We start from the raw sequence: 23,584 nt of genomic DNA on the forward strand, positions 1-23,584 counted from the left end.
TCCACAATCGAATGCGCTGCCGATTGGCCGCCCGTTGCCGGCCGGCAGGCCTGGATATCAGCTTGCTCCTGGTAGAAAGGCCGCGATCCATTCTTTCGGAAAGCGCTTCGGCCGGCCGTTCTCGCCAATGATCGCCGCCTCGACCTTTGCTTCGACCAGAACCTCTGTCCCGCGTTTCAATTGCTGCGCCATGACGATGCGGGCGCCGGAAATATCCTGCGTTGATGTGTCGATGGTCAGGATGTCGTCCATGCGGGCAGGCGAGCGGAAGTCGATCTCCATGCGTCGCACCACCCAGACGATCCGTTCGCCGTGCTTGCCTTCGTGAAGTTCTGTGTGGTGGACGCCCGCCAGCCTGAGATAGTCCGAGCGCCCGCGCTCGAAGAATTCGAGATAGCGCGCATGGTAGACGACGCCGGAAAAATCGGTGTCGGCATAATAGACTCGCGCCATCAGCCGATGGCCGAATTCCGTCAAGGCTCCGGAAAGCCCGGCAGCAAGCGCCGCCGATTCACCATGATCGTCCATCGCGCTTTCCTTTTTGCCCCCGGCGGGGCACCTGTCTTGCCAAAATCACCAGCGCAGCAAACCGGATGGCACTGTTGACGGCGATGATCAAGACCTTGATGGCAGCGCTGCTGGTGCTGGCGGCGTCTGCGCTTCCCGGTCAGGCCGCGACCTTTTCGATGAAGCGCGGCCTCAACCTCGACCAGTGGACGACCTGGGTCGGGGAAGACAAATGGAACGACCGACAAGCCATCCTGCCCTATCCGGAATGGCGCAAGTTCCTCGACGAGGGTGACCTCAAGGCGCTGAAGGCCGCCGGTTTCGACTTTCTGCGCATGCCGGTCGACCCCTCGCCGTTTATGTCGGACCAGACGCTGGCGCTGCGCGACGACCTCTATGCCAGCGTGCGAGACTCGGCGCGCATGATCAACCGGGCCGGTCTGAAAGTGATCGTCGACATGCACCTGATCCCGGCCGGCGGCGGCCGCGAGATCGGCATGGGCCAGGTGATGGACGATCCCGCAACCTTCGAGGCCTATGTCGAGGTCGTCCGCAAAATGGCGCGCACGCTTGCCACTGAGGACCCGGCGCAGGTCGCTTTCGAGCCGATGAACGAGCCTATCGTCGACTGCGACAGCGAGGGCACCAGCCTGTGGCCGGAGCGTCAGCAAAAGCTGTTCGCGGCCGCGCGCGCCTCGGCCACCAGGCTGACGCTGATCCTGACCGGCGCCTGTTATTCCAGTGCGGCTTCGCTGGTCAGGATCGACCCAAAGTCGATCCCCGACGACAACATCATCTGGACCTTCCACTCCTACGACCCGTTCCTGCTGACGCATCAGGGCGCGACCTGGGCCGGCGATTTCATTCTCTATGTTACCGGCCTGCCCTATCCGCTGACCGCGGTGCCGCGCGCCGAGCTCGATGCGACGCTGGATGCGATCCGCGCCAAGATAAAAGCCGAGGCGCCACGGACCAGACGGAACGGCCTGCTCGCCTATCTCGATGAACAAGTCGCCAGCATGGACACGGACGAAAAGCTGCTCGGCGTCATGGATGCGCCGTTCGAAAAGGTCGAGGCCTGGGCGAAGGCCAACGCCATCAAGCCGGAAAACATCACGCTGGGCGAGTTCGGCATGATCCGCCAGGAATATGGCAATCCCTATGTGATGCCGCCCAAATACCGCGCGGCCTATGTCAAGGACATGATCGCGCGCGCCGAGGCGCATGGCTTCTCATGGTCGGTGTGGAGTTTTGGCGGCGCCTTCGGCATCGTCGATGCCTTCAACGGCGAAAAGGCCGAACCCGCCGTGATGGATGCAATCCGCTCGCTCCATTAGCCTAGGGCATGTCGAGATTTCAGGTCAGGCCGAGTCGGAAATGAGGGGTTCCGAGAACCGGAAGGGAGCGGACTTTGGTCCGTGACTACCGGAAGCGCAGGAACACCTCATTTGCAGGCCGGCATCACCTGAATACCGGCATGCCCTAACCGAGGTCGATCTGCAGGATCTCCGGCCGCATGCCAAAGCGCACCGGCGCGATGCTGAAGCCGAGCCCGCCTGACACGATCAAATTGCGGTCATTCTCGACGACATGGCCATAGGCAAAGCGGTTGCCGAAGCGGGACGGCACCACCGGTGAATAGCCGAACAGCCTGACCTGCCCGCCATGTGTGTGGCCCGACAGCGTCAGCGAAACCCGCCACGGCACTTTCGGGAAAATGTCAGGCTCATGCGCAAGCAGGATGATCGGTGCCTGGTCGGTGATCTTGGCCAGCGTGCCGTCGAGATCGTCGAGGCCTTCAAATTTGTCGCGGCCTGCGGCCTTGTTCGGTAACAGGGCCAGCTGGTCGGCGAGTCCGGCGATCCAGAAGCCGTATCCGTCCTTTTGCAGGCGCACGGCGTCGTTCTCCAGAACCGAGATGCTGGCTTCCTCCAATGCCTTGCGCGCCACAGTCGGCCCCGCTCCGGCCTGCTGCGCGAAAGGATCGTGCCACCAGTCGTGATTGCCGAGGATCGACAGCACACCAAGCGGCGCCTTCAGTCCTGACAAGGCCGGCGCCCATTCATGGGCCTCCACCCGGTTCGTCACCAGGGACATGCCTGAGAAATAGTCGCCGAGCAGTACGATCAGATCGGGCTTCAGCACGTTCGCATCTTCGACGAGCGAAGCGATCCGCTCAGGCGTCATCCAGGGACGGCAGGCGTGAATATCGGCAAGTGCTACGACGCGCAGCTTGAGATCTGCAGGCCAATGCGGCGGCGTCAGCCGGTAGCGCTTCACATGCGTCAACAGCATCGGCTCGATGCCGACCGCATAGGCACTGAGCGAAGCTAGCGAGAGGAACGAACCTCCGGCGAATTTCAGGAACCCGCGTCTGGTGATCACTTTTCTGGCTCCGACGCTTGATCGGAGCAGTTCGCGCCGACACTACGACGCCCGATAGCATCCAGGAATGCGCCTTCACGCTGGCAGGCTTGAGGAAATTCTGCGCAGACAGCCCGTTCCGGAGGACAAATCTCCGTTACTCTTCCTGGAACAGGTTGATCTGCTGCTGCGCCAGATCCTTCGGTGCGTCGAGGCCGAGATGGCGCCAGGCATTGGCGGTCAGCACGCGGCCGCGTGGCGTGCGTTGGATGAAACCCTGCTGGATCAGATAGGGCTCGATAATGTCCTCGATGGCGTCGCGCGGCTCGGACAGGCCGGCGGCGATGGTTTCGATGCCGACCGGCCCACCACCGAAATTGCGCGCGATCATCGAGAGATAGCGGCGGTCGAGCGCGTCGAGGCCGAGCGCGTCGACCTCCAGCCGCGTCAGGGCTTCGTCGGCAACCTGCTTGTCGACGTGACCGTCGCCGGCAACGGAGGCGAAGTCGCGCACCCGGCGCAGCAGCCGGCCGGCGATGCGCGGCGTGCCGCGGGCGCGACGTGCGATCTCCAGCGCGCCATCGTCGCCAAGCGGCATTTGCAGGATGCGGGCGCCGCGCCGCACGATCTGCTCCAGTTCCTCGACAGAATAGAAATTGAGCCGCACCGGAATGCCGAAGCGATCACGCAGCGGGTTGGTCAAAAGGCCGAGCCTGGTGGTGGCGGCAACGAGCGTGAAGCGGGCAAGATCGATCTTGACCGAGCGTGCCGCCGGACCTTCGCCGATGATCAGGTCGAGCTGGAAATCCTCCATCGCCGGGTAAAGGATCTCCTCGACTGCCGGATTGAGCCGGTGGATCTCGTCGATGAACAGCACATCGCGGTCTTCGAGATTGGTGAGAAGTGCGGCGAGATCGCCGGCCTTGGCGATCACCGGACCGGAGGTCGAGCGGAAATTGACGCCGAGCTCGCGCGCCATGATCTGCGCCAGCGTTGTCTTGCCAAGCCCCGGCGGCCCGACGAACAGCACATGGTCAAGCGCCTCGCTGCGGCCCTTGGCGGCCTCGATGAAGACCTTGAGATTGGCCCGCACCGCGGCCTGGCCGACGAAATCGGCGAGCGTCTGCGGCCTCAAGGTCTGCTCAGCATCCTCGCCGCGCTTTTCCGGGGCAATGAGGCGGGGTGAAAGGCTCATGCGGCCTTCCTCGCACAGGGCAAAGGACCGGACAAGCAATCACTCACCGCGCCAGTTCCTTCAGCCCGAAACGAATGAGCTTCGAGGCATCGGCGTCCTCGCCGGCCGTCTTCAGCGCCGCCGCGACAGCATTGGCTGCGGTGTCGCGCGAATAGCCGAGATTGACCAGCGCCGAGACGGCGTCGGTGATGGGCGCCGGCGCCACGCCTTCCCCGAGTTCCTGCTTCAGGCCGATGGCGCCGGAGGCGGTTCCGGCATAGGCCGGCGCCTTGTTCTTCAATTCGGTGACGATGCGCTCGGCCACCTTCTTGCCGACGCCGGGCGCGCGGCTGACCATGGCGATGTCGCGCAGCGCGATCGCATTGGCGAGGTCGGCCGGCGCCAGCGTCGACAGGATGGCCAGCGCCACCTTGGCGCCGACGCCTTGCACATTGCTCATCAACAGCCGGAACCATTCGCGCTCAAGCACCGATTGGAAACCGTAGAGCCGGATCATGTCCTCGCGCACATAGGTCTCGATGAACAGCACCACCGCCTCGCCGGGCGAAGGCAGCGCGGCCAGCGTGCGCGCCGAGCAATAGGCGACATAGCCGACGCCGTGCACATCGACGAGGCAGAAATCCTCGTCGATCTCGTCCAGCGTGCCTTTCAATTTGCCGATCATGCGTGATCCCTCATGCCAGCGCCATCCTGTAGGCGACGCTTTGCCGGTGATGCGCGTGGCAGATGGCGATAGCTAGCGCGTCGGCGGCGTGTTCGGTGTCGAAAACGGCTTTCGGCAACAGCACCTTGACCATCATGTGGATTTGCTTCTTGTCGCCATGGCCAACGCCGATCACCGCCTTTTTGACGGCATTGGGGGCATATTCGGCGACGACAAGGCCGGCGAGCGCCGGCACCAGCATGGCTATGCCGCGCGCCTGGCCGAGCTTCAGTGTCGCCACCGCATCCTTGTTGACGAAGGTTTGCTCGACGGCCGCTTCCTGCGGCATGGCCGCATGCAGGATCTCGGCCAGCCCGTCATGCAATTGGCAGAGCCGTGTCGCCAGCGCCGCCTTGTCGTCGGAGCGTACAGTGCCGGAACTGATAAAGCGCAGCGAGTTGCCGAGGCTCTCGACGATGCCCCATCCGGTGCGCCTCAGCCCCGGATCGATACCGATAATGCGAATCGCTTCCCTCATGCGCGAAGTTTACCTCCGGCGCACAGCGATGTCAGGGAAATGTGAACAAACCGGAAACGGGAAGCGTTTAACCTCGAGCGAAAGCCGTATTCAGCAGCGTGATCTGGTCGGAAACCGGATTGGCGCGGCGGCCTGTTACCGGCGTCTCGGCAAACGCGCCGCCATAGATCTCTTCGTCCATGCGGCGCACCAGCGCCTGCAGGCGCAGCGAGCGGGTGACGAGGTCGAGGAAATCCTTCGGCAGTTCGCCCCAGCCGACCGCTTCGTCATGCGCCGAGGCGGTGTCGAGACGCACCTTGGATTTTTCCGAGGCGACCTGGTCGCGGGTCATCTCGCCGGAATTTGCCGCCCGCTGCAAAAGCAGCCAGGAGGCGACCTGCATCAGCCTTGTGGTCAGCCGCATCGATTCGGCCGCATAGAGCGTCGCCGCCAGTCTGGACAGCTTCTTGGCCTCGGCCCGGCCCTTGCCGTCGAGATATTCCGCTGCTTGCTCAACCAGGCCCATGCCTTCCTGGTAGAGCGGTTTGAAGGATTGGGAGAAAACCCGGCGTTCCGCCAGCTTGATGGTTTTCGCGCTGCCCTTCGAAGGCTCGTTCATCGATACGCCCCTGCACTGCCCCGTCGGCTGATTCGGCTTCATCGCCGTCACGCCGGCACCCTAGATGACTGAAGCTTGAAAATGCGCTTCGCCGCCGGCGAAGGCAAGCACATGTTTAACAAACGGTTAACGCCTGCGCAGGGGCGCCAAGCGGACCAAAAGCAGACAAAAAAAAGAGCCGCGGATAAGGCGGCTCTCAGGAGTTTAACAGGGAGGCGTCAAACGAAGTGGCTCCAACCACTCGGTAAGAATCCAGATCACTGGATGGACATAGTAAACACCTGTAAAGCTTAATGAACCCTTAACGGCGCGGATATTTCTTGATCGACCGCTGCCCTTCTGTGCCGTATCAGCACAACGGCCCCCGAAGCCTGATCGTCAGCTTGTTCATGCCTTCTTCCACACAGCCGGCAAGGAAATGAAGGCGAACAGCAGCATTGCCGCATAAAACCTCATCGAGGAGGAAGCCAGCACCGGCTCGATCTCCGGATGGCCGGCAAGTTCAAAGTAAAGCCCGATCATCAGTGCGATGCCGCAGATTGCCGTCAGCCAGAAATGCACGACGGCAATCGTCTTTTGCCCGACCGCTGGAAACAGGTGGTAGAAGAAGGCAAACACCGCCGACATCAGCCAGCCCGCCACCATGGTGTGCGCGTGGGTCGGCATCTGCCCATGGTCATTGGAGATCGCCATATGCAGGCCGAGCGCCATGCCGCACAGGGAATAGATGACGGCCAGGGTGAAGAAATTTCGTGCTACGCCTTGCATGGGATACCCTCGATGGTTGTTCCAGACTTGGTCCGACCGCGCGCGGCCAAAATGGAGCGTCGGTCGCGAGCGGCTTAGTCCCCGCAGGTTTCAGGATCATGCCGCGAAACCAGCCAATGCCGACACGGCGTCCATCCGGCAAATGCCGGGTATTGTGCGGGCTGCGGTAAAATCCGGCGACGGCGCCACCGCAACAAGCCGGCACCCACGCGGCATCTTCTGGATACATGTACGGAGATAATCCGCCCTCCTTCGGAAGCAGACGCGCGAAAGCAGCGTTTACCCCCGGAACGATGCACAAGGAGCGGCAATGGACTGGTATTCTCTCTTCAAATTCCTGCATGTCATGGCAGCGATCCTCTGGCTCGGCGGCGGTTTCGCCATGCTGCTGGTTTCGATACTCGCCGATCGCGCCGGCGACGACGAGACGCTGATGGTCATGCTGAGAACGACGGACAAACTCGGCTTGCGTCTGTTCGTGCCGGCGTCCGTCGCGACCCTGGCTTCTGGCCTGGTGCTGACTTCGCTATGGACCGGCTTCTCCGACCTTTGGGTCGTCATCGGCCTTTGCGGCTACGCCGCCGCGTTTCTGACCGGTATCCTCGTGCTGAAGCCTTCGTTCGAAAAGCTTGCCACAATGCTTGCCGCAGACGGCATGACCCCGGCTGCCATAACGTTTGGGCGCCGCATGATACGGATCGTCAAGTTCGATTTCGTCATCATGATCGTCGTCGTCGCCGACATGGTGCTGAAGCCGACCGCGCACGACATCGCCACTCTCGGCGCAATGGCGGTCGTGGTCATGGGTGGTGCATCGCTGACCTTTGCGAGCGCCCGGCGAACCAAACCGGCAGCCGCCTGAGCGGCATTTAGAACAGGCCGGCGATTCCGTCCCAAAGCAGCTTGACCGCGACCACGGCCACGGTCGCGTAGGTGAAGGGATAAAAAATCTCCGGCCGCATGCGCCGCACCAGCCAGGCGCCGGCGATGGTGGCCAGCGGCGCCAGCGGCATCAGCACGGCCGACGCCGTCAGGTTGGCGGTGTCGAACTGGCCAAGCGCGAAGTAGGGGATCAGCTTCAGCGCGTTGGTGGCGGCAAAGAAGATCGCCGATGTCCCCGACAGCACCTTCGGATCGAGCCGGATCGGCAGCGCATAGACCTGGAAGGGGGGCCCGCCGACATGGGCGACGAAGCTGGTGAAGCCGGCGACGGTGCCCCAGAAGGCGGCGGCGATGCGGTTGGCCGCCGCCGCATGGTCGGAACCGTGGCGGAACTGGAGATAGAGCCAGCGCAGCACGAAGATCAGCGCGACAGCGCCGACGATCAGCCGCACCATCTCTTCGGTTACGAGCGCTGCCGTCAGCCAGCCGAGCCCAATGCCGATCACCGCGCCCGGCATCATGTCGACCAGCATCTTTCTGTCGTAGACGCCCCACCACGTCCACACCGAAACGATGTCCATCAGGCACAGGATCGGCAGCAGGATGGCCGCCGCCTGCACCGGCGGCATGGCCAGCGCCATCAAAGGCACGCCAACGAAGCCGACAGCGCCGCCGAAGCCGCCTTTCGACAGCCCGACAAGTATCACCGCCGGAATGGCGGCGGCATAAAACCACGGATCGGCGAGCAGACCTGACATGAACTGGAAAAGCTGGAGGGAAGACGGTTGCCCTGCAATAGCCCAGAAACCCTTGCGCCGCGACCGGGAAAATGCCGGCCGTGTCGATCAACTGTGCGTAAAGCGACGGTTCCGGATTTGCGGCAAGATCGTCGCCGATGCATAAGGGCGCCGTCCCCGCTGCATCAGGTTTTGGCCCCAGGTTTTTGACCCCCAGGTTTTGACAATGAGCGAACCCCACATCCGCCGCGCCGAAGCGGCCGACCTGTCTGCCATCGTAGTCATGCTCGCCGACGATCCGCTTGGCCGCAGCCGCGAGGATGCGACCGAACCACTCGCCAAGGCCTATCGCGACGCCTTTGCCGCCATCGACGCCGACCCCAACCAGTTTCTTGCCGTGATGACGGATAGCGGCCGCGTCATCGGCACGTTGCAGATCAGCTATCTCGCCGGGCTGTCGCTGCAGGGCGCCTTGCGCGGCCAGATCGAGGCTGTGCGCGTCGTCGCAGACCGCCGCGGCGAACGGCTGGGACAGCGTCTGCTGGAATGGGCGATCGAACAGTGCCGTGAACGCGGCTGCAAGATTGTCCAGCTGACCACCAACAAGAGCCGCCAGGACGCGCATCGCTTCTATGACCGGCTCGGCTTCAAGGCTAGCCACATCGGCTACAAGCTGGAGCTTAATTCAGTGGCGGCGGACGGCGCCGGATCGGCTGCGCCTTGATGATGGCGGTGCTGGTCTCCGCCTTGTCGGCGATGCGGTCGAGAAGCTTGTCGAGCTCGCCGATGGAGCGCACGTAGAGCCGGGCCACGAAACAGTCGTCGCCGGTGACCTTGTCGCATTCGCCGAATTCCGGGATCTCCTCGATCAGCTTCTGGACGATATGCAGCTTGCCCGGCAGTGGCCGCACCCGCACGATCGCCTGCAGCGGAAACCCCAGCGCCTCCGGGTCGATCTCGATGGTGAAGGCGCGGATGACGCCGCGTTCCTCGAGCCGCCGCAGCCGTTCCGAGACGCTCGGCGACGACAGCCCGACCTGCTGCGCCAGATCCTTCAACGAAGTCCGCGAATCCAGGATCAGGATGTCGAGAAGCTTTCTGTCCAACTCGTCCAGCATTTTCATCTCCTCGCAAAAGGGCAGCGCGCGCCTTATTAAATAAGGTGTTGTCCCCTTATCACCTTTCATAGGGCATATAAACCCTCAAGACGGCATGAGATTATGGCCTCAACAGATAGAGGTATTGTCATGGACAACACGGTACGCGGCACGATCGAGATGACGGCGGCGATGACGATCGTCGGCACGATCGGCTGGTTTGTCGTCATGTCGGGCCAGCCCGTCATGGACGTGGTGTTCTGGCGCTGCGCCTTCGGCGCGGTGGCGCTGCTGATCACCTGCGCGGCACTCGGGCTGCTGCGCGGCAGGCTGACGCTGCGCATTGTTGCCATCGCCGCTCTTGGCGGCGCGGCCATTGTCATCAACTGGCTGTTGCTGTTCAGCGCCTTCTCCCGCGCCTCGATCTCGATTGCCACGGCGGTCTACAACACGCAGCCCTTCATGCTGGTCGGCTTCGGCGCGCTGTTCTTCGGCGAGCGGCTGACCTTGGCCAAGCTGACCTGGCTCGGCATCGCCTTCGCCGGCATGCTGCTGATCGTGCAGACAGGGCCCGATGCGGGTGTCGGTTCCGGCATAACCGGCACAGATTATGTCATCGGCATCATCATGGCGCTCGGAGCGGCCTTCTTCTGGGCTGTCGCGGCAATCGTCGCCAAGAAGCTCAAGGGCACCCCGCCGCATCTGATCGCGCTGATCCAGGTCTGCGTCGGCGTCGTCATGCTGGCGCCCTTCGCCAACCTCTCGCATTTGCCCGCCGATGCCTGGAGCTGGGCCATGCTGGCCACGCTTGGCGTCGTTCACACGGGCCTGGTGTACATATTGATGTACGCCGCCATCCAGAAACTGCCGACGCATCTGCAGGGGTCGCTGTCCTTCATCTATCCTGTCGTTGCGATCCTGGTCGATGTCATGGCTTTCGGCCACCGGCTGCATCCGGCCCAGCTCGTCGGCGCAGCCGCCATCCTGATCGCCGCCGCTGGCATGAATCTCGGCTGGACTTTGTGGAGGGCCAAATCGCCGGCCGAAAGCCCGCAAGCCGTCAAATGAGCCGCAGAGCGTCGGCTCGCCGGCGATCGTAAACCAAAGCCATCGCATCGATCCCCGCCCGCCTGTTCAAAGCGGGCGCTTTGTTCTATGCCGCAATGCAACCATCTTCGCCCGGCATAGGCGAAACCCGGGATCGAAGCCAATGAACGACGCAACACCCCCCAACCGCTGCCGCATCGTGCTGATCGCGCCCAATGACGCTCCGGCGCAGCGCATTGCGGCTGCCTTCGACGGCGGTGATATCGCTTCGCTGATCCTGCCTGAGAACGGCATGGACGAGGCTGCCTTCCAGGCCTTTGCAGAACAGATCGTACCGGCGGCGCAAGCGGCCGGCATCGCCGTCATCATCGCCGGCGATACCCGCATTGCCGGCCGTGTCCAGGCCGACGGCATTCATGTCGAGGTTTCCAAGGACGCGCTCGCCGAGACCATCGAACACTTCCAGGGCAAGATGATGGTCGGCGCCGGTGGCGCCAAGACGCGCGACGACGCGCTGGAACTCGGCGAAACCAGGCCCGACTACATCTTCTTCGGCCGCTTCGGCTACGACAACAAGCCGGAACCGCATCCGCGCAACCTGTCGCTTGGGCAATGGTGGGCGGACGTGATTGAGATCCCTTGCGTCGTCATGGCCGGTTCCGCCATCGCTTCGGTAGAAGCGGTGGCCGCCACTGGCGCCGAGTTCGTGGCCGTCTCAAGCGCTGTCTTCGCCGAAGGCGCCGATCCGAAGGCGGCGATTGCTGCCGCCAATGCGCTGCTCGACCAAACCGCGCCGCGCTTCGAGGGCTGACGTGCGCCGACCTGGACTTCCTCTCGCGATTCTCGTCGCAGCCTTGATGAGCGGGGCAGCGGTCGCGGCGGAGACCGTTCCGCTGCCGCAGCCGAGGCCGGACACCAGCCCGCCCGCCCTCAGCGTGCCGGATGCGGTCGCCCCCGATGCGGGTGCCCCAAAAGCCGGTGCCACCGATTCCGGCGTCCATATCGACAAGCCGATCGACACCCCGCTGCCCCAGCCCGCGACCACCGCGCCGCTGCCGTCGGCCGACGCCATCAACCCAGAGCGTTTCGGCGCCAAGCCGGCGGACCCCGCCTATGGCGCTTTCCAGCGCGGCCTTTACAAGACGGCCTACAATCTGGCGTTGGTGCGGGCTCAGAATGGCGACCCGGCGGCGCAAACGCTGGTGGCCGAGATCCTATCGCGCGGGTTGGGCGTGCCGCTCAACCCAGCGGAAGCCGCCAAATGGTATGCGCAGGCCGCCGAGCAGGGGATTCCTGAATCGCAGTTCCAGTATGCGCTGATGCTGCTCGACGGCCGCTACGTCAAGAAGGACGAGAAGGGAGCCTATGCGCTGATGCAGGCCGCCGCCGAGGCCGGCAACCGGCTGGCGCAGTTCAACTTCGCGCAATTGCTCGTGCAGCAGGATCCTGGCGATGCCGGCATCGCCCGGGCTGTGCCCTATTATGAGCGTGCCGCGGCGACAGGGCTTGCCGACGCCCAGTATGCGATGGCGCAGATCTATGCCAATGGCGTCGGCGGCAAGACGCGAGACGATGCAAAGGCGCGCAGCTTGCTGGCACAGGCTGCCAGGCAGAACTACGACACCGCTCAGATCGATCTTGCCGCCTGGATGATCGAGGGCCGGGGCGGTGTTCGCGACCTGAAATCCGGCTTCAACTGGATGAAGCAGGCAGCTGAAGGCGGCAATGTCGCTGCCCAGAACCGGTTGGCAAAGCTCTATATGGGCGGCATCGGCACCGACCCCGACCTGATCCTGGCTGGGGCCTGGTATGTGGTCGCCCGCCGCGCCGGCCTTATCGATCCGGAGATGGACGATTTCCTGCAAGGGCTGACCGACGACCAGACAAAGCAAGCCTTGCAGAAGGCCAACCGCCTGCTCTGACACGCAACGTCACTGTGTATGATCCAGCACGACCTTGCCGAAGGGAGAGCCGTGTTCGAGATGGCGAAAGGCCTGCGCTGCCTCTGCCCATGGGAAGACCCGGTCGATCACCGGCCGCAGCCGATTGACGGCGAGCGCCCGGTTCATCGCTTCGAAGGACTCGCGCGAGCCGACCGGTATGCCGCGTGCTTTCACCTGGCGGCGGAAGATGTCGAGCGGATTAATCACCCCTTCGCTGCCGCCGAGATAGCCGATGACATTGATCTGGGCGCCACGCGCCGACGCCTTGAGCGAATGCGCGAAACTCTGGGGACCACCGACTTCGATGATGTGGTCCGCGCCACGGCCATCGGTCAGCGCCAGCACGGCCGACGACCAGTCCGGATTGTCGCGGTAGTTGATGCCGTGATGCGCGCCGAGCTCTTTGGCTCGGACAAGTTTCTCATCGCTACTCGACGTAACGACGACCCGCGCGCCGGCCGCCTTCGCGAACTGCATGGCAAACAGCGATACGCCGCCCGTGCCGAGGCTGAGCACGGTCTCGCCCGGCTTGAGGTTGCCTTCCGTAAACAAGGCATGCCAAGCGGTGACCGCGGCGCAGGGTAACGTCGCCGCCTCTACGTCGCTGAGATGCGCCGGCGCGATGACAGCTGCCTGTTCGTCCAGCCGGGCGAATTCGCTCAGCAAACCGTCGATGGGGCCACCGCGCTGGTATGAGGGTTCGGCCATGGCGAAGCTGCCGCCGACCCATCGCTGCCAGAACGTGCCGCAGACCCGGTCGCCGACCTTGAAGCGGCTGACCTCGGAGCCAACCGCAACGACCTCGCCGACGCCGTCGGAAAGCGGCACCAGCGGCAAGGGGAATGTCGTGTGATAGCTGCCGCGCGCGATCTCCACATCGCGGTAGTTGAGCGCCGTCGCCTTGACGCGGACGATCATCTCCTGACGGCCGGGTTCCGGCGTTGGTCGTTCGACCATCTTGAGATTGTCGATGCCGCCCGGCTTCTGCAGTTCGATTGCCTTCATTGTCATTGTCCTTCCGTTTGAAAGGAAAATCGCTTGCCAGGCGGTGGATTTCAAATTCATAATGTTCAGAATGATTATGCTTGCAAAACATCGTTCTGGCTATGCTTGAGGAATTGCGCACGCTCGCCCTGTTTGCCGAGGAGGGCTCGATCCAGAAGGTCGCCCGGCGCCTGCCGCTGACGCAGCCGGCTGTGACCCGGCAAATCCAGCGGCTGGAGGACATGCTTGGCACGACGCTGCTCGACCGCCGGCAAAAGCCGCCGCGACTGACGCCGACGGGGCTGGAAGTGCTGGCGCGCGGCCGCGATATCATCGCTTCCGTAGAAGCGCTGAAATCCTTCGCCGGAAAGACCGAGCCGGAAGGACTGTTCCGCCTGGGTCTCGCCCATGGCCTCTCGGACCGCGACATCGCCGGGGCCATCGCCAACGCCGCGGCGGCGTTCCCGAAAGTGTCGCTACGGCTCAAGACCGGCTGGAGCGCCGAACTGATCGATCAATTCGAACGCGGCGAGCTCGATGTGACGATTGTTCTGCGATCGTCGGATAAGCCAGGTCCGGAAGCGCTTGGCACTGAACGTCTTGGCGTCATAGCTGCGTCCACCGTCCCTGATCCGGAAGACGGTGGCCGGACACCCATGCCGTGGGTGCTTAGTCCGGCCCCTTGCGACGCGCGCCAGAAACTCATGTCCGTTCTGGTCGGCGGAAGGCGTTATTTCGAGATCGCGGCGGAGATACAGGATCCGGCCTTGCAGATGGAATGGGTCCGTCGGGGGCACGGCCTTGGGCTAGTGCCGTTGCGTCTTGCAAGGCGCGGACTTCCCGACGGCCTCATGCTGGTCAACACGGAAGATGTCGACCTTTCCTTGCAGGTCGCCGCACTTCGTTCGCCTCATCTCAACCGGCTGACTGAGGCTGCGGATGCCATAGTCGAGGCCGTCGGCAAAGTCATTGCAGCCCAGGTTTGAGGCTACCGGCCCTTGTCGGGCGATCTGGCATCCCTTGCCTCTCCTGCCGATTTGTGGTCTTGGGGGCCCGAAATCGCTTGTCCAGCGACCATCCCCATACCAACGGCCAAGCCGTTGGTAGCATCCCGGATCAATCTCATCATGGCCAAGATCAATGGCAACGAAATCCGTCCCGGCTATGTCATCGAGCACGATGGCGGCCTTTGGGTGGCGGTCAGGACCAACACCGTCAAGCCCGGCAAGGGCGGTGCCTACAACCAGGTCGAACTGAAGAACCTGATCAACGGCACCAAGCTCAACGAGCGCTTCCGCTCGGCCGAGACCGTCGAGCAGATCCGGCTCGACCTGAAGGATTTTTCCTTCCTCTACGCCCAGGACGACGCACTGGTGTTCATGGACACGCAGAGCTACGAGCAGCTCGAGCTGGCGAAGGATTTCGTCGGCGACCGCGCCGCCTTCCTGCAGGACGGCATGATGGTGACGGTCCAGCTCTATGAGGACAGGCCGATCGGCATTTCGCTGCCCGACCAGGTGACGCTGACCATCACCGAGGCCGACCCGGTGGTGAAGGGCCAGACGGCCGCGTCCTCGTACAAGCCGGCGGTCCTGGAAAACGGCATCCGCGTGCTGGTGCCGCCATTCATCGGCGCCGGCGAACGCATCGTCGTCGACACCAACGAACTCACCTACATGCGCCGCGCAGACTGACACGTAGGCAGGAACAGATACGATGGCACGCTCCGCACTTCTCAATGTCATGGTCCAGGCCGCCATGAAGGCCGGCCGCTCGCTGTCGCGCGACTTCGGCGAGGTGCAGAACCTGCAGGTGTCGATGAAGGGACCGGGCGACTATGTCAGCCAAGCCGACCGCAAGGCCGAGGACATCCTGTTTGCCGAACTGTCGAAGGCACGGCCGGGCTATGCCTTCCTGATGGAAGAGCGCGGCATGATCGCAGGGGACGACGACCAGCACCGTTGGATCGTCGACCCGCTCGACGGCACCACCAATTTCCTGCACGGCATTCCGATCTTTTCCATCTCGATCGCGCTGGAGCGACAGGGCCAGTTGGTCGCCGCTGTCATCTACAATCCGGCAATGGATGAGCTCTACACCGCCGAGCGCGGCGGCGGCGCCTTCATGAACGATCGCCGGCTGCGCGTTGCCGGCCGCAGCAAGCTCACCGACTGCGTCATCGGCTGCGGCGTGCCGCATCTCGGCCGCGGCCAGCACGGCAATTTCCTCGTCGAGTTGCGCAATGTGATGGCCGAGGTCTCGGGCGTGCGCCGCCTGGGTTCCGCCGCGCTCGATCTCGCTTATGTCGCCGCCGGCCGCATGGACGGCTTTTGGGAAACCGGCCTTTCGGCCTGGGACATTGCCGCCGGCCTGCTGCTGATCCGCGAGGCCGGTGGCTTCGTCTCCGACATGGATGGAGGCCAGGATATGCTCGAGGCGGGTTCGCTCGTCGCCGGCAACGAGGTCATCCAGCGCGCGCTGCTCAAGGCGGTGAAGAAGCCGCTTTCGGCGCGCTGATCACTTGGCATGCCGGCGCGGCGTGCTGAAGCGCCGCAGTCGCAAAACCGCAATCAAAGCTTGAAATACTGCCCGGCGGCCGCCCAGATAAGGGTGACGCAGGATTTTTTATGACGAGCATACCTTCACTATCCTCGCGAGAAGCGCAGCCAGACCAGCCAGTTGAAATCCCTTATGTCGGGCGTTGGCACTACTCGCGTGCGGAGATGATCGCCGATGGCATCGTCCATGCGGTCGGCATCGTGCTGGCGATAGCAGCCGGCTCGGCCTTGCTGGCACTGGCCGCCTTCCATGCCGGTCCCGGCGAATACATCGCCGCCGCCTTCTTTGTGGTGTCGCTGCTGACTGTGCTGTCGATTTCGCTGACCTACAATCTGTGGCCGGTGACGTCGCCGGCGAAGTGGATCTTGCGGCGCTTCGATCATGCGGCGATCTACCTCCTGATCGCCGCGACCTACACGCCCTTTCTGGCCCAGCTCGACGGCTCGCCGCTGGCGCTGCCGATGATTGTCCTTGTCTGGACCGCTGCTTTGACCGGCATTGCCATGAAAGTGTTCCTGCCCGGCCGCTTCGATCGTCTGGCCATTGTCTTCTATCTCGCCATCGGCTGGAGCGGCGTCGTCCTGGTCAAGCCGCTGGTGGCGACGTTGCCGACGACCTCGATCGCGCTGATTGTCGCCGGCGGCATCGTGTACTCCTGCGGCGTCATCTTCTTCGCCTGGAAACGCCTGCGCTTTCACAATGCCCTCTGGCACGGCTTTGTCGTCACCGGCGCCGGGCTGCATCTTGCCGCCATGGTCGACTGCCTGGTCGTCAACCGCCTCTGAACGGCGTGGTGCGGCCCGACAGTCGGGCAATATTGCCAAGCGCCATTCAATTTGGTCACAATTCCGTTTAGAGTCGCGAATTACGTGATCGGCGGCACTGGAGCGGTTCCAGGGAAGTATGAGCGGCTTCCCGTTCGGAATTGCGTCAAGGCAAATAGAGCATCGGAAACGGGGCACGGATGGCTTTTCTCAGATCCTTCGGCGTGGGCAGGCGTTCTGATGTCCTGATGTACGATCCGCACAAACTGTCGAGCCCGCAGGTCTTCCTCCTGACCATGGTCATCTTCCTGGTCATCGTCGCCTTCATCGCCGCCATCCTCACCCGCCAGATCTCGACCGCTTTCGGGAGCAATCCCGGCCTCAATGGCCTCATCGTCGGCGTCCTTGTGGTCGGCATCCTGCTCGCCTTCGCCCAGGTCGGACGACTGTTTCGCGAAGTGCGCTGGGTCAATTCCTTCCGCGCCGGTTCCGAAACCACCGAGCCGGTGCTGCTGGCTCCGATGAAGGCGATGATCGGCCGCTCCTCGACGGTCGCCTTCTCGACGTCTTCGATGCGCACCATGCTGGATTCGATCGCCACCCGCCTCGACGAAAGCCGCGACACCTCGCGCTATCTCGTCGGGTTGCTGGTGTTCCTCGGTCTGCTCGGCACCTTCTGGGGCCTGCTCAACACCATCGGCTCGATCCGCGAAACCATCGAATCGCTCGATCCCGGCACCGGCGACGCCGCCGCAGTGCTCGATTCGCTGAAGCAGGGGCTGTCGGCGCCGCTGGCCGGCATGGGTACGGCCTTTTCGTCCTCGCTGTTCGGCCTTTCCGGGTCGCTGGTGCTAGGCTTCCTCGATCTGCAGGCCGGCCGCGCGCAGACCCGCTTCTATACCGAGCTTGAAAACTGGCTGTCCTCGGTCACCGATCTCTCCTCCGACATCGCCGTCGCCGACCAGGCCAAGACTGAATCCTCCGACGAGATCCGGGTCCTGTCGGAACGGCTGCGCAGCATGCAGGAAAGCGGCGGCGGCTCCAATCCGCGCGTCGCCACCGCCATGGCCAATCTCGCCGACGGCATTTCCGGCCTGGTCAAGAACATGCGCTCCGAGCAGCAGATCATGCGCGACTGGGTCGAGGCCCAGTCGGACGAGCAGAAGGCGATGCGCAACACGCTGGAAAAGATCGCCGACGCGCTGAAGAAACCCGGGGTCCACTAGCATGGCTCTCGCCAGGGGCCGGCGCACCGATCGCCGGATCGACTATTGGCCGGGCTTCGTCGACGCGCTGTCGACGCTGCTGCTGGCCATCATGTTCCTGCTCACCGTTTTCGTGCTGGCGCAGTTCCTGCTCGGACGCGAACTCTCCGGCAAGGATACGGCGCTCACGCGCCTCAACTCGCAGATCAACGAACTGACGCAGTTGCTGGCGCTGGAGCGCTCGAGCGCGCAGGACAAGGACGATTCGCTGGCCAATCTGCAGGCGTCGCTGTCGGCGGCGGAAGCTGAGAAGAGCCGGCTCGAGCAGTTGCTGGCGCAAGGCGCCGGCACCGGCGACGCCGCCAACCAGCGCGCCGCGGAGCTCGGCGGCGAACTCGACAGCCAGCGCCAGATCAGCCAGCAGGCGCTGAGCCAGGTCGAGATCCTGAACCAGCAGATCGCAGCACTGCGCAAGCAGATCGGCGCGCTCGAGGACGCCCTCAACGTGTCCGAAACGCGCGACCGCGATTCCAACACCAAGATCGCCGATCTCGGCCGTCGGCTCAACGTCGCGCTGGCGCAGCGCGTGCAGGAACTGAACCGGTACCGCTCCGACTTCTTCGGCCGCCTGCGCGAAATCCTCGCCGATCGCGAGAACATCCGCATCGTCGGCGACCGCTTCGTCTTCCAGTCGGAAGTTCTGTTCCCGACCGGCTCCGAAGTGATCAACGATGCCGGCAAGGTCGAGATGAAGAAGCTCGCCGACGCCATCATCGAGTTGCAAAAGGAAATCCCGCCCGAGATCAACTGGGTGCTGCGCGTCGACGGCCACACCGACAACAAGCCGCTGTCCGGCGCCGGCCGCTATCGCGACAATTGGGAATTGTCGACGGCGCGTTCGACCTCGGTGGTCAAGTTCCTGATCGAGAACGGCGTGCCCGCCAACCGGCTGGTTGCGGCCGGCTTCGGCGAATTCCAGCCGCTCGACCCCGCCGACACCGAAGACGCCCGCAACAAGAACCGACGCATTGAACTGAAGCTCACCGAACGGTGATTTTCAGTCACGCGAAATTGTTTGCCAGCTCAACTCTAGGGCGAAACGCCAGGCCGGCAAGGCCTGAAAACATTTCGCGTTTCCGGGCTCCTACTTTGACGCGCAGGGCCGAGAACCGCCGGCGATGCCTCCCATCGCGACGCGACGGAACCGGACGGCCCGCTTCCGGAAGGCGGAGCGAAAGCGCTTGCCCCTTCCATAGCAGGAGGAGACGCACATCATGCGCTCTTTGAAGACTCTCAGGACCGCAACCCTCACGACACTTCTGATCACTGTTCCACTCGCCGGCGCCTATGCCGCCGGACATCACAAGGGCGCCCTCGACGCCAGCGACCCGACCGACATGACCGGTCCGCGCGTGACCGGCCTGATCGAGCAGGTGCGGGGCGTCGAACAGGGCATCACGGATGCGCGCGAGACGAAGGGCATCTCGACCTCGGAAGCGCAGTGGCTGCATCTGCGTGCTGCGCATATCGGCCAGGCCGCCGAACGGGTCGCCGCTTCGGACCATGGCCGGATCCCGGCCGCGCAATATGACGATCTGCTGCGCCGCCTCGACAATGTCGATCAGAGGCTGATGTCCGACACCGGCAGCGGCTTCATGATCGGTGATGGCTCCGACGGCGGAAATTATCCGAACGGCTGAGATCCGCTCTGATATCTCCAGGAATGAGGAAGGGACTGTCTGACGCCCCCGGATCTGGCTCCGAGGGCGTCTTTTTTGTCACCAGCCCAGCCACAGCGCAGCGAGGGCCAGCACCGCCGGCACGGTCTGAATATAGAGGATCTTCCGGCTGGCAGTCGCCGCGCCATAGAGGCCGGCGACGGCGATGCAAAGCAGGAAGAACACCTTGATCTGGAATCCGGCTGCGCCGAGATAGAGGCCCCAGATCAGCCCGGCGGCAAGGAAGCCGTTGTAGAGCCCCTGATTGGCGGCGAGCACCTTCGATGCGCTGGCGAAGTCCGGCTTGAGGTTGAACGCCCTGTGCCCGCGCGGTGTGTCCCACGCCACCATCTCCAGATAGACGATGTAGAGGTGGATCAGGGCCACCAGCCCGACCAGGATATTGCCGATCATCTTAGTCTCCCCTGCATGGCGGTGTTCCACCGCCAGCCAGCATTCCACGCACAAGCTCATCGGCGCAAGCTGCATCGGCGAAAGCCACCTTTGAGGGTTGCCAATCCTGGCGCGTTGGTATCTTTTCCCGCGGTCCAAAACGCGGAACCTGCCATGTCTTTTCAGAAGCTCGATGATCTCGGCCACAAGCTCGAAGCGCTGGAACATGCGCTCGCTATCCTCGGCGCCGACGAGGCGACCCACATGGCCGTCGGCGGCGGCGAGAAGCGCGCCGAAGCCATGTCGTCCCTGGCCGGGATGCTGCATATCAGGGCTACCGCGCCGGAGATCGCCGACTGGCTCGCCGCCGCCGAACAGGAGGCGCTGAACGAGGAGCAGCAGGCGGCGGTCCGCGAACTGCGTCGCCAATACACCAACCTGACCTGCCTGCCGGTCGAATTCGTCGAGCGCCAGACGGTGGCGCGTATGCGCTCCGAGCAGCTCTGGCGCGACCTGCGCGCCAAGAATGACTGGGCAGGCTTCCTGCCGGCGCTCGAAGGTGTCATCGCGCTGGTGCGCGAGGAAGCCGCTTTGCGCGCCGACGCGCTCGGCCTCGATCCCTACGACGCACTGATGGAGCAATACGATCCTGGCAACCGCGCCGCCGACATCACGCCGGTCTTCACCGAGCTGAAGACATTCCTGAAGGGCTTCGTGCCGGAAGCCCTGGCCGCGCAGGAAGCGCGCCTGGCCAGGCATCCCGTGAAGCCGCTCTCCGGCAGCTATGCGATCGACCGGCAGCGCGAGCTTGGTCTCGCCATGATGGCTTCGGTCGGCTTCGACCTCACCCACGGTTCTCTGTCCGTATCGCACCATCCCTTCTGCGGCGGCGTGCCGAGCGACGTGCGCATCACCACCCGCTACAAGACGTCCGACTTCCTGTCGGCCTTGATGGGCGTGCTGCACGAGACCGGCCATGCGCTCTACGAGCAGAACCTGCCGAAGGCCTGGGCGCACTGGCCGCTCGGCAAGGCGCGCGGCATGGCGGTGCATGAAAGCCAGAGCCTGTTCGTCGAGAAACAGGTCGGCCGCAACCCCGAATTCTGGCGCTGGGCGCTGCCCGTGGTCGAAAAGCATCTCGGCGAAGCCTGGTCGCTCGACGACATCCTGCCGCATGTGCACCGGGTCGAGCGCGGCCTGATCCGCGTCGACGCGGACGAGGTAACCTACCCGCTGCATGTCATCCTGCGCTACGAGTTGGAGCAGGAGCTGGTCTCGGGGCGGCTGCAGGCGGCCGACCTGCCCGAAGCGTGGGACGCCAAGATGCGGGAGTATCTTGGCCTTTCGACCATCGACAACCCAGCCGACGGACCGATGCAGGACGTGCATTGGCCGGGCGCCGCCTTCGGCTATTTCCCGTCCTATACGCTGGGCGCCATGATGGCGGCGCAGCAATGGGCTGCGCTGACGCGCGACCATCCTTCAGCCGACAGCGATCTCGCCAGGGGCAATTTCGCCGCCATCAATGACTGGCGCCGCGACAAGATCTGGTCGCAGGGATCGCGCTGGTCGACGCCCGAACTGCTTGAGCGCGCCACCGGCGAGAAACTGAATGCCGCGCATTTCACCGAGCATCTCCGCAAGCGGTATGGTCCCGCCTGATTGCGGGTTGCTACTCCGCGGCACCCCTGAAGGCGCTTGCTCCGGTTTCGAACTGCAGCTTGGCCAGCCTTGCATAGATTCCGCCCTTGGCGACCAGGCTCTGGTGCGTGCCTTCCTCGACGATGCGGCCGCCATCCATGACCAGGATGCGGTCGGCCTTCAGCACGGTCGCCAGCCGGTGGGCGATGACGATGGTGGTGCGGCCCTGCATCAGCCGTTCCAGCGCCGTCTGCACCAGCGTTTCGCTTTCGGCGTCGAGCGCCGACGTGGCCTCGTCGAGCAGCAGGATCGGCGCGTCGCGCAGGATGGCGCGGGCGATCGCCACGCGCTGGCGCTGGCCGCCGGACAAGGTGACGCCGCGCTCGCCGACCTGGCTGTCGTAGCCCTTGTCGAGCCTGAGGATGAACTCGTCGGCCAGCGCGTCCCTGGCGGCGGCCTCGATCTCGGCATTCGTCGCGCCCGGCCGGCCAAAGCCGATATTGTCGCGCGCGCTTGCCGCAAAGATGGTGACATCCTGCGGCACGATCGCAATGCGCTCCCGCACTTCAGCCGGATCGGCTTCGCGCACGTCGACGCCGTCAATGGCGATGCGGCCGGTTTCTGGATCGTAGAAGCGCAGGATCAGCGAAAAGACGGTGCTCTTTCCGGCGCCCGACGGGCCGACGATCGCCACCGTCTCGCCGGGCTTGACCTGAAAACTCAAGCCGTGGACGGCGGCACGGTCCGGCCTTGCCGGGTAGGAGAAGGAGACGTCGTCGAAGCTGATCGCGCCTGTCGCCTTGGCGGGCAGCGGCAGCGGATTGGCCGGCGGTTGAATCGCCGGCGTCTCGTCGAGTATCTCGGTCAGCCTTTCGGCCGCACCCGCCGCCTGGGCAAGCTCGCCCCAGACTTCCGACAGTGCGCCCAGCGCGCCTGCGGCAAACACGGAGTAAAGCAGGAACTGGCCGAGCGTACCGGGCGACATCGTGCCGGCAAGCACGTCACGCGAGCCGAACCACAACACCGCCACGACCGAGGAAAAGATCATGAAGATGGCAAAGAAGGTGAGCAGCGAGCGGGAGAAGATCGACGAGCGCGCCGCTTGGAAGGCGGCTTCCACCGCGGCCGAGAACCGCCCGGTGACCAGCGTCTCGTTGGTGAACGCCTGCAGCGTGCGCACCGCGCCGATCTGCTCGCTGGCATAGGCGGTCGCTTGCGCCAGCGTGTCCTGCGCCTGCCGTGACCGGCGCCTCACCGAACGGCCGAACGCGACCAGCGGCAGCACGATGAGCGGAATGGCCGCGATCACCAGGCCCGACAGTTTCGGGCTGGTGACGACCATCATCGCCACCGCGCCAAGGCCGAGGATGACGTTGCGCAACGCCACGGAGGCGGTGGCGCCGACGGCGGATTTCACCTGCGTGGTGTCGGCGGCAAGCCGCGAGACGATCTCGCCCGACTGGGCGGTGTCGAAGAAGGACGGCGAAAGCGTCGTGACATGCGAAAACACGTCGCTGCGGATGTCGGCAACGACCCGCTCGCCGAGCGTGATGACGAAGTAGTAGCGTCCGGCCGATGCCGCCGCCAGAATGGCTGCCATCGCCACCAAAGCGGCGAAATATTCGGCGATGAAGACGGTGCCGGAAGCGCTGAAACCGTGGTCGATCATGCGCCGCACGGCCAGCGGCAGCGCCAGCGTCGTCGCTGCGGCGATGGCGAGCGAAATGAGGGCGCCTATGACCAGTTTGCGGTAGCGGAATATGTAGGGATATAGGCGCCTGAGCGGCCCGAGCGAGCGCCTGCGCCCGTCTTGCTCGCCGCTGATGTCCGCCATGACCGTTTCCTCTGGCCGCTCCAGGTGGGCGCGTTCAATATGCGCCTGCCGTGGCCTTGTGATTCAATTCCGGCTGATGTATAGGCTCGCCGACCGTTTTAGAAGCCGTGGCTTTTCAATAGCTGCGGCTTCGAGTTTTAAAAAGGGGCGCATCGACGCAGGCCGCG

26 protein-coding genes are annotated in these 23,584 nt (G+C 63.9%); 14 read left to right on the forward strand and 12 right to left on the reverse strand.

Annotated elements, in window-relative coordinates:
* Window positions 1-57: 57 nt before the first annotated feature.
* Window positions 58-528, reverse strand: coding sequence for a tol-pal system-associated acyl-CoA thioesterase (gene ybgC, locus NLY44_RS20205; RefSeq protein ID WP_023700290.1), 471 nt, complete (start codon window positions 526-528; stop codon window positions 58-60).
* Between the two features lie 65 nt (window positions 529-593).
* Here ybgC and NLY44_RS20210 point away from each other — a divergent pair, with 65 nt between their 5' ends.
* Complete coding sequence (locus NLY44_RS20210; protein WP_023700289.1) at window positions 594-1,844, forward strand: glycoside hydrolase family 5 protein; 1,251 nt, start codon at window positions 594-596, stop codon at window positions 1,842-1,844.
* A gap of 145 nt (window positions 1,845-1,989) precedes the next feature.
* Here NLY44_RS20210 and NLY44_RS20215 read toward each other — a convergent pair whose 3' ends face one another.
* From NLY44_RS20215 to NLY44_RS20240, 6 genes are all read right to left on the reverse strand, one after another.
* Window positions 1,990-2,892 carry a metallophosphoesterase gene (locus tag NLY44_RS20215; protein ID WP_023688959.1) on the reverse strand — a complete coding sequence of 301 codons (903 nt, stop codon included), beginning with the start codon at window positions 2,890-2,892 and terminating at the stop codon, window positions 1,990-1,992.
* Window positions 2,893-3,028: 136 nt separating this feature from the next.
* On the reverse strand, window positions 3,029-4,066 hold the full coding sequence (ruvB, locus tag NLY44_RS20220; RefSeq protein WP_023688958.1) for a Holliday junction branch migration DNA helicase RuvB: 1,038 nt from the start codon (window positions 4,064-4,066) through the stop codon (window positions 3,029-3,031).
* A 43-nt stretch (window positions 4,067-4,109) separates the two neighbouring features.
* On the reverse strand, window positions 4,110-4,730 hold the full coding sequence (ruvA, locus tag NLY44_RS20225; protein WP_023684176.1) for a Holliday junction branch migration protein RuvA: 621 nt from the start codon (window positions 4,728-4,730) through the stop codon (window positions 4,110-4,112).
* Window positions 4,731-4,740: 10 nt separating this feature from the next.
* Window positions 4,741-5,247, reverse strand: coding sequence for a crossover junction endodeoxyribonuclease RuvC (ruvC, locus tag NLY44_RS20230; RefSeq protein ID WP_023688957.1), 507 nt, complete (start codon window positions 5,245-5,247; stop codon window positions 4,741-4,743).
* A 67-nt stretch (window positions 5,248-5,314) separates the two neighbouring features.
* Window positions 5,315-5,845, reverse strand: coding sequence for a protease adaptor protein RcdA (gene rcdA, locus NLY44_RS20235; RefSeq protein ID WP_023688956.1), 531 nt, complete (start codon window positions 5,843-5,845; stop codon window positions 5,315-5,317).
* A 387-nt stretch (window positions 5,846-6,232) separates the two neighbouring features.
* Window positions 6,233-6,613, reverse strand: coding sequence for a hypothetical protein (locus NLY44_RS20240; RefSeq protein ID WP_023688955.1), 381 nt, complete (start codon window positions 6,611-6,613; stop codon window positions 6,233-6,235).
* A gap of 310 nt (window positions 6,614-6,923) precedes the next feature.
* On the opposite strand from NLY44_RS20240, the gene NLY44_RS20245 reads away from it, so the two are divergent.
* Window positions 6,924-7,475 (forward strand): DUF2269 family protein, encoded by a 552-nt coding sequence (locus tag NLY44_RS20245; protein ID WP_023806570.1) that lies wholly within the window; start codon window positions 6,924-6,926, stop codon window positions 7,473-7,475.
* 7 nt (window positions 7,476-7,482) lie between these two features.
* Here NLY44_RS20245 and NLY44_RS20250 read toward each other — a convergent pair whose 3' ends face one another.
* A complete protein-coding gene (locus tag NLY44_RS20250) occupies window positions 7,483-8,253 on the reverse strand; it encodes a sulfite exporter TauE/SafE family protein (RefSeq protein WP_023688953.1) in 771 nt (256 codons plus the stop codon).
* 205 nt (window positions 8,254-8,458) lie between these two features.
* Between NLY44_RS20250 and NLY44_RS20255 the strand changes: the two genes are divergently transcribed.
* The gene (locus NLY44_RS20255) at window positions 8,459-8,956 is read left to right on the forward strand and encodes a GNAT family N-acetyltransferase (protein ID WP_023684173.1); all 498 of its coding nucleotides are present in this window, start codon (window positions 8,459-8,461) and stop codon (window positions 8,954-8,956) included.
* Here the strand turns inward: NLY44_RS20255 and NLY44_RS20260 are convergent.
* Window positions 8,913-9,350 (reverse strand): Lrp/AsnC family transcriptional regulator, encoded by a 438-nt coding sequence (locus NLY44_RS20260; RefSeq protein WP_023704892.1) that lies wholly within the window; start codon window positions 9,348-9,350, stop codon window positions 8,913-8,915. The genes NLY44_RS20255 and NLY44_RS20260 overlap by 44 nt on opposite strands.
* 129 nt (window positions 9,351-9,479) lie before the next feature.
* Between NLY44_RS20260 and NLY44_RS20265 the strand changes: the two genes are divergently transcribed.
* From NLY44_RS20265 to NLY44_RS20275, 3 genes are all read left to right on the forward strand, one after another.
* A complete protein-coding gene (locus NLY44_RS20265) occupies window positions 9,480-10,397 on the forward strand; it encodes a DMT family transporter (RefSeq protein ID WP_023688952.1) in 918 nt (305 codons plus the stop codon).
* Between the two features lie 142 nt (window positions 10,398-10,539).
* Window positions 10,540-11,187 carry a thiamine phosphate synthase gene (locus NLY44_RS20270; RefSeq protein ID WP_023688951.1) on the forward strand — a complete coding sequence of 216 codons (648 nt, stop codon included), beginning with the start codon at window positions 10,540-10,542 and terminating at the stop codon, window positions 11,185-11,187.
* Window positions 11,188-11,233: 46 nt separating this feature from the next.
* Window positions 11,234-12,298 carry a tetratricopeptide repeat protein gene (locus NLY44_RS20275; RefSeq protein WP_198025840.1) on the forward strand — a complete coding sequence of 355 codons (1,065 nt, stop codon included), beginning with the start codon at window positions 11,234-11,236 and terminating at the stop codon, window positions 12,296-12,298.
* Window positions 12,299-12,307: 9 nt separating this feature from the next.
* Here the strand turns inward: NLY44_RS20275 and NLY44_RS20280 are convergent, their stop codons facing one another.
* Entirely contained in the window at window positions 12,308-13,324 is a 1,017-nt protein-coding gene (locus NLY44_RS20280) for a zinc-dependent alcohol dehydrogenase family protein (protein ID WP_023688949.1), read from the reverse strand.
* Window positions 13,325-13,404: 80 nt separating this feature from the next.
* On the opposite strand from NLY44_RS20280, the gene NLY44_RS20285 reads away from it, so the two are divergent.
* The 7 genes from NLY44_RS20285 (at window position 13,405) to NLY44_RS20315 (ending at window position 19,531) form a co-directional block, all read left to right on the forward strand.
* Window positions 13,405-14,289: a LysR family transcriptional regulator gene (locus NLY44_RS20285; protein ID WP_023806571.1), complete on the forward strand. Its 885-nt coding sequence runs from the start codon at window positions 13,405-13,407 to the stop codon at window positions 14,287-14,289.
* Between the two features lie 141 nt (window positions 14,290-14,430).
* Window positions 14,431-14,997 (forward strand): elongation factor P, encoded by a 567-nt coding sequence (efp, locus tag NLY44_RS20290; protein ID WP_023668757.1) that lies wholly within the window; start codon window positions 14,431-14,433, stop codon window positions 14,995-14,997.
* Between the two features lie 22 nt (window positions 14,998-15,019).
* Window positions 15,020-15,820 (forward strand): inositol monophosphatase family protein, encoded by an 801-nt coding sequence (locus NLY44_RS20295; protein ID WP_023684166.1) that lies wholly within the window; start codon window positions 15,020-15,022, stop codon window positions 15,818-15,820.
* Between the two features lie 110 nt (window positions 15,821-15,930).
* The gene (trhA, locus tag NLY44_RS20300; protein ID WP_023688947.1) at window positions 15,931-16,647 is read left to right on the forward strand and encodes a PAQR family membrane homeostasis protein TrhA; all 717 of its coding nucleotides are present in this window, start codon (window positions 15,931-15,933) and stop codon (window positions 16,645-16,647) included.
* Between the two features lie 179 nt (window positions 16,648-16,826).
* A complete protein-coding gene (locus NLY44_RS20305; protein ID WP_023728631.1) occupies window positions 16,827-17,852 on the forward strand; it encodes a MotA/TolQ/ExbB proton channel family protein in 1,026 nt (341 codons plus the stop codon).
* Window position 17,853: 1 nt separating this feature from the next.
* Complete coding sequence (locus tag NLY44_RS20310; protein ID WP_023728632.1) at window positions 17,854-18,885, forward strand: peptidoglycan -binding protein; 1,032 nt, start codon at window positions 17,854-17,856, stop codon at window positions 18,883-18,885.
* 220 nt (window positions 18,886-19,105) lie between these two features.
* Window positions 19,106-19,531, forward strand: coding sequence for a hypothetical protein (locus NLY44_RS20315; protein ID WP_023806572.1), 426 nt, complete (start codon window positions 19,106-19,108; stop codon window positions 19,529-19,531).
* 78 nt (window positions 19,532-19,609) lie between these two features.
* Here NLY44_RS20315 and NLY44_RS20320 read toward each other — a convergent pair whose 3' ends face one another.
* Window positions 19,610-19,963 carry a DUF1304 domain-containing protein gene (locus NLY44_RS20320; protein WP_023806573.1) on the reverse strand — a complete coding sequence of 118 codons (354 nt, stop codon included), beginning with the start codon at window positions 19,961-19,963 and terminating at the stop codon, window positions 19,610-19,612.
* A 153-nt stretch (window positions 19,964-20,116) separates the two neighbouring features.
* Between NLY44_RS20320 and NLY44_RS20325 the strand changes: the two genes are divergently transcribed.
* On the forward strand, window positions 20,117-21,604 hold the full coding sequence (locus NLY44_RS20325) for a carboxypeptidase M32 (RefSeq protein ID WP_023694585.1): 1,488 nt from the start codon (window positions 20,117-20,119) through the stop codon (window positions 21,602-21,604).
* A 10-nt stretch (window positions 21,605-21,614) separates the two neighbouring features.
* Here NLY44_RS20325 and NLY44_RS20330 read toward each other — a convergent pair whose 3' ends face one another.
* The gene (locus tag NLY44_RS20330; protein ID WP_023668749.1) at window positions 21,615-23,417 is read right to left on the reverse strand and encodes an ABC transporter transmembrane domain-containing protein; all 1,803 of its coding nucleotides are present in this window, start codon (window positions 23,415-23,417) and stop codon (window positions 21,615-21,617) included.
* Window positions 23,418-23,584 lie beyond the last annotated feature (167 nt).

It is taken from the genome of Mesorhizobium sp. C089B (assembly GCF_030323125.1).
Classification (GTDB): Bacteria; Pseudomonadota; Alphaproteobacteria; order Rhizobiales; family Rhizobiaceae; genus Mesorhizobium.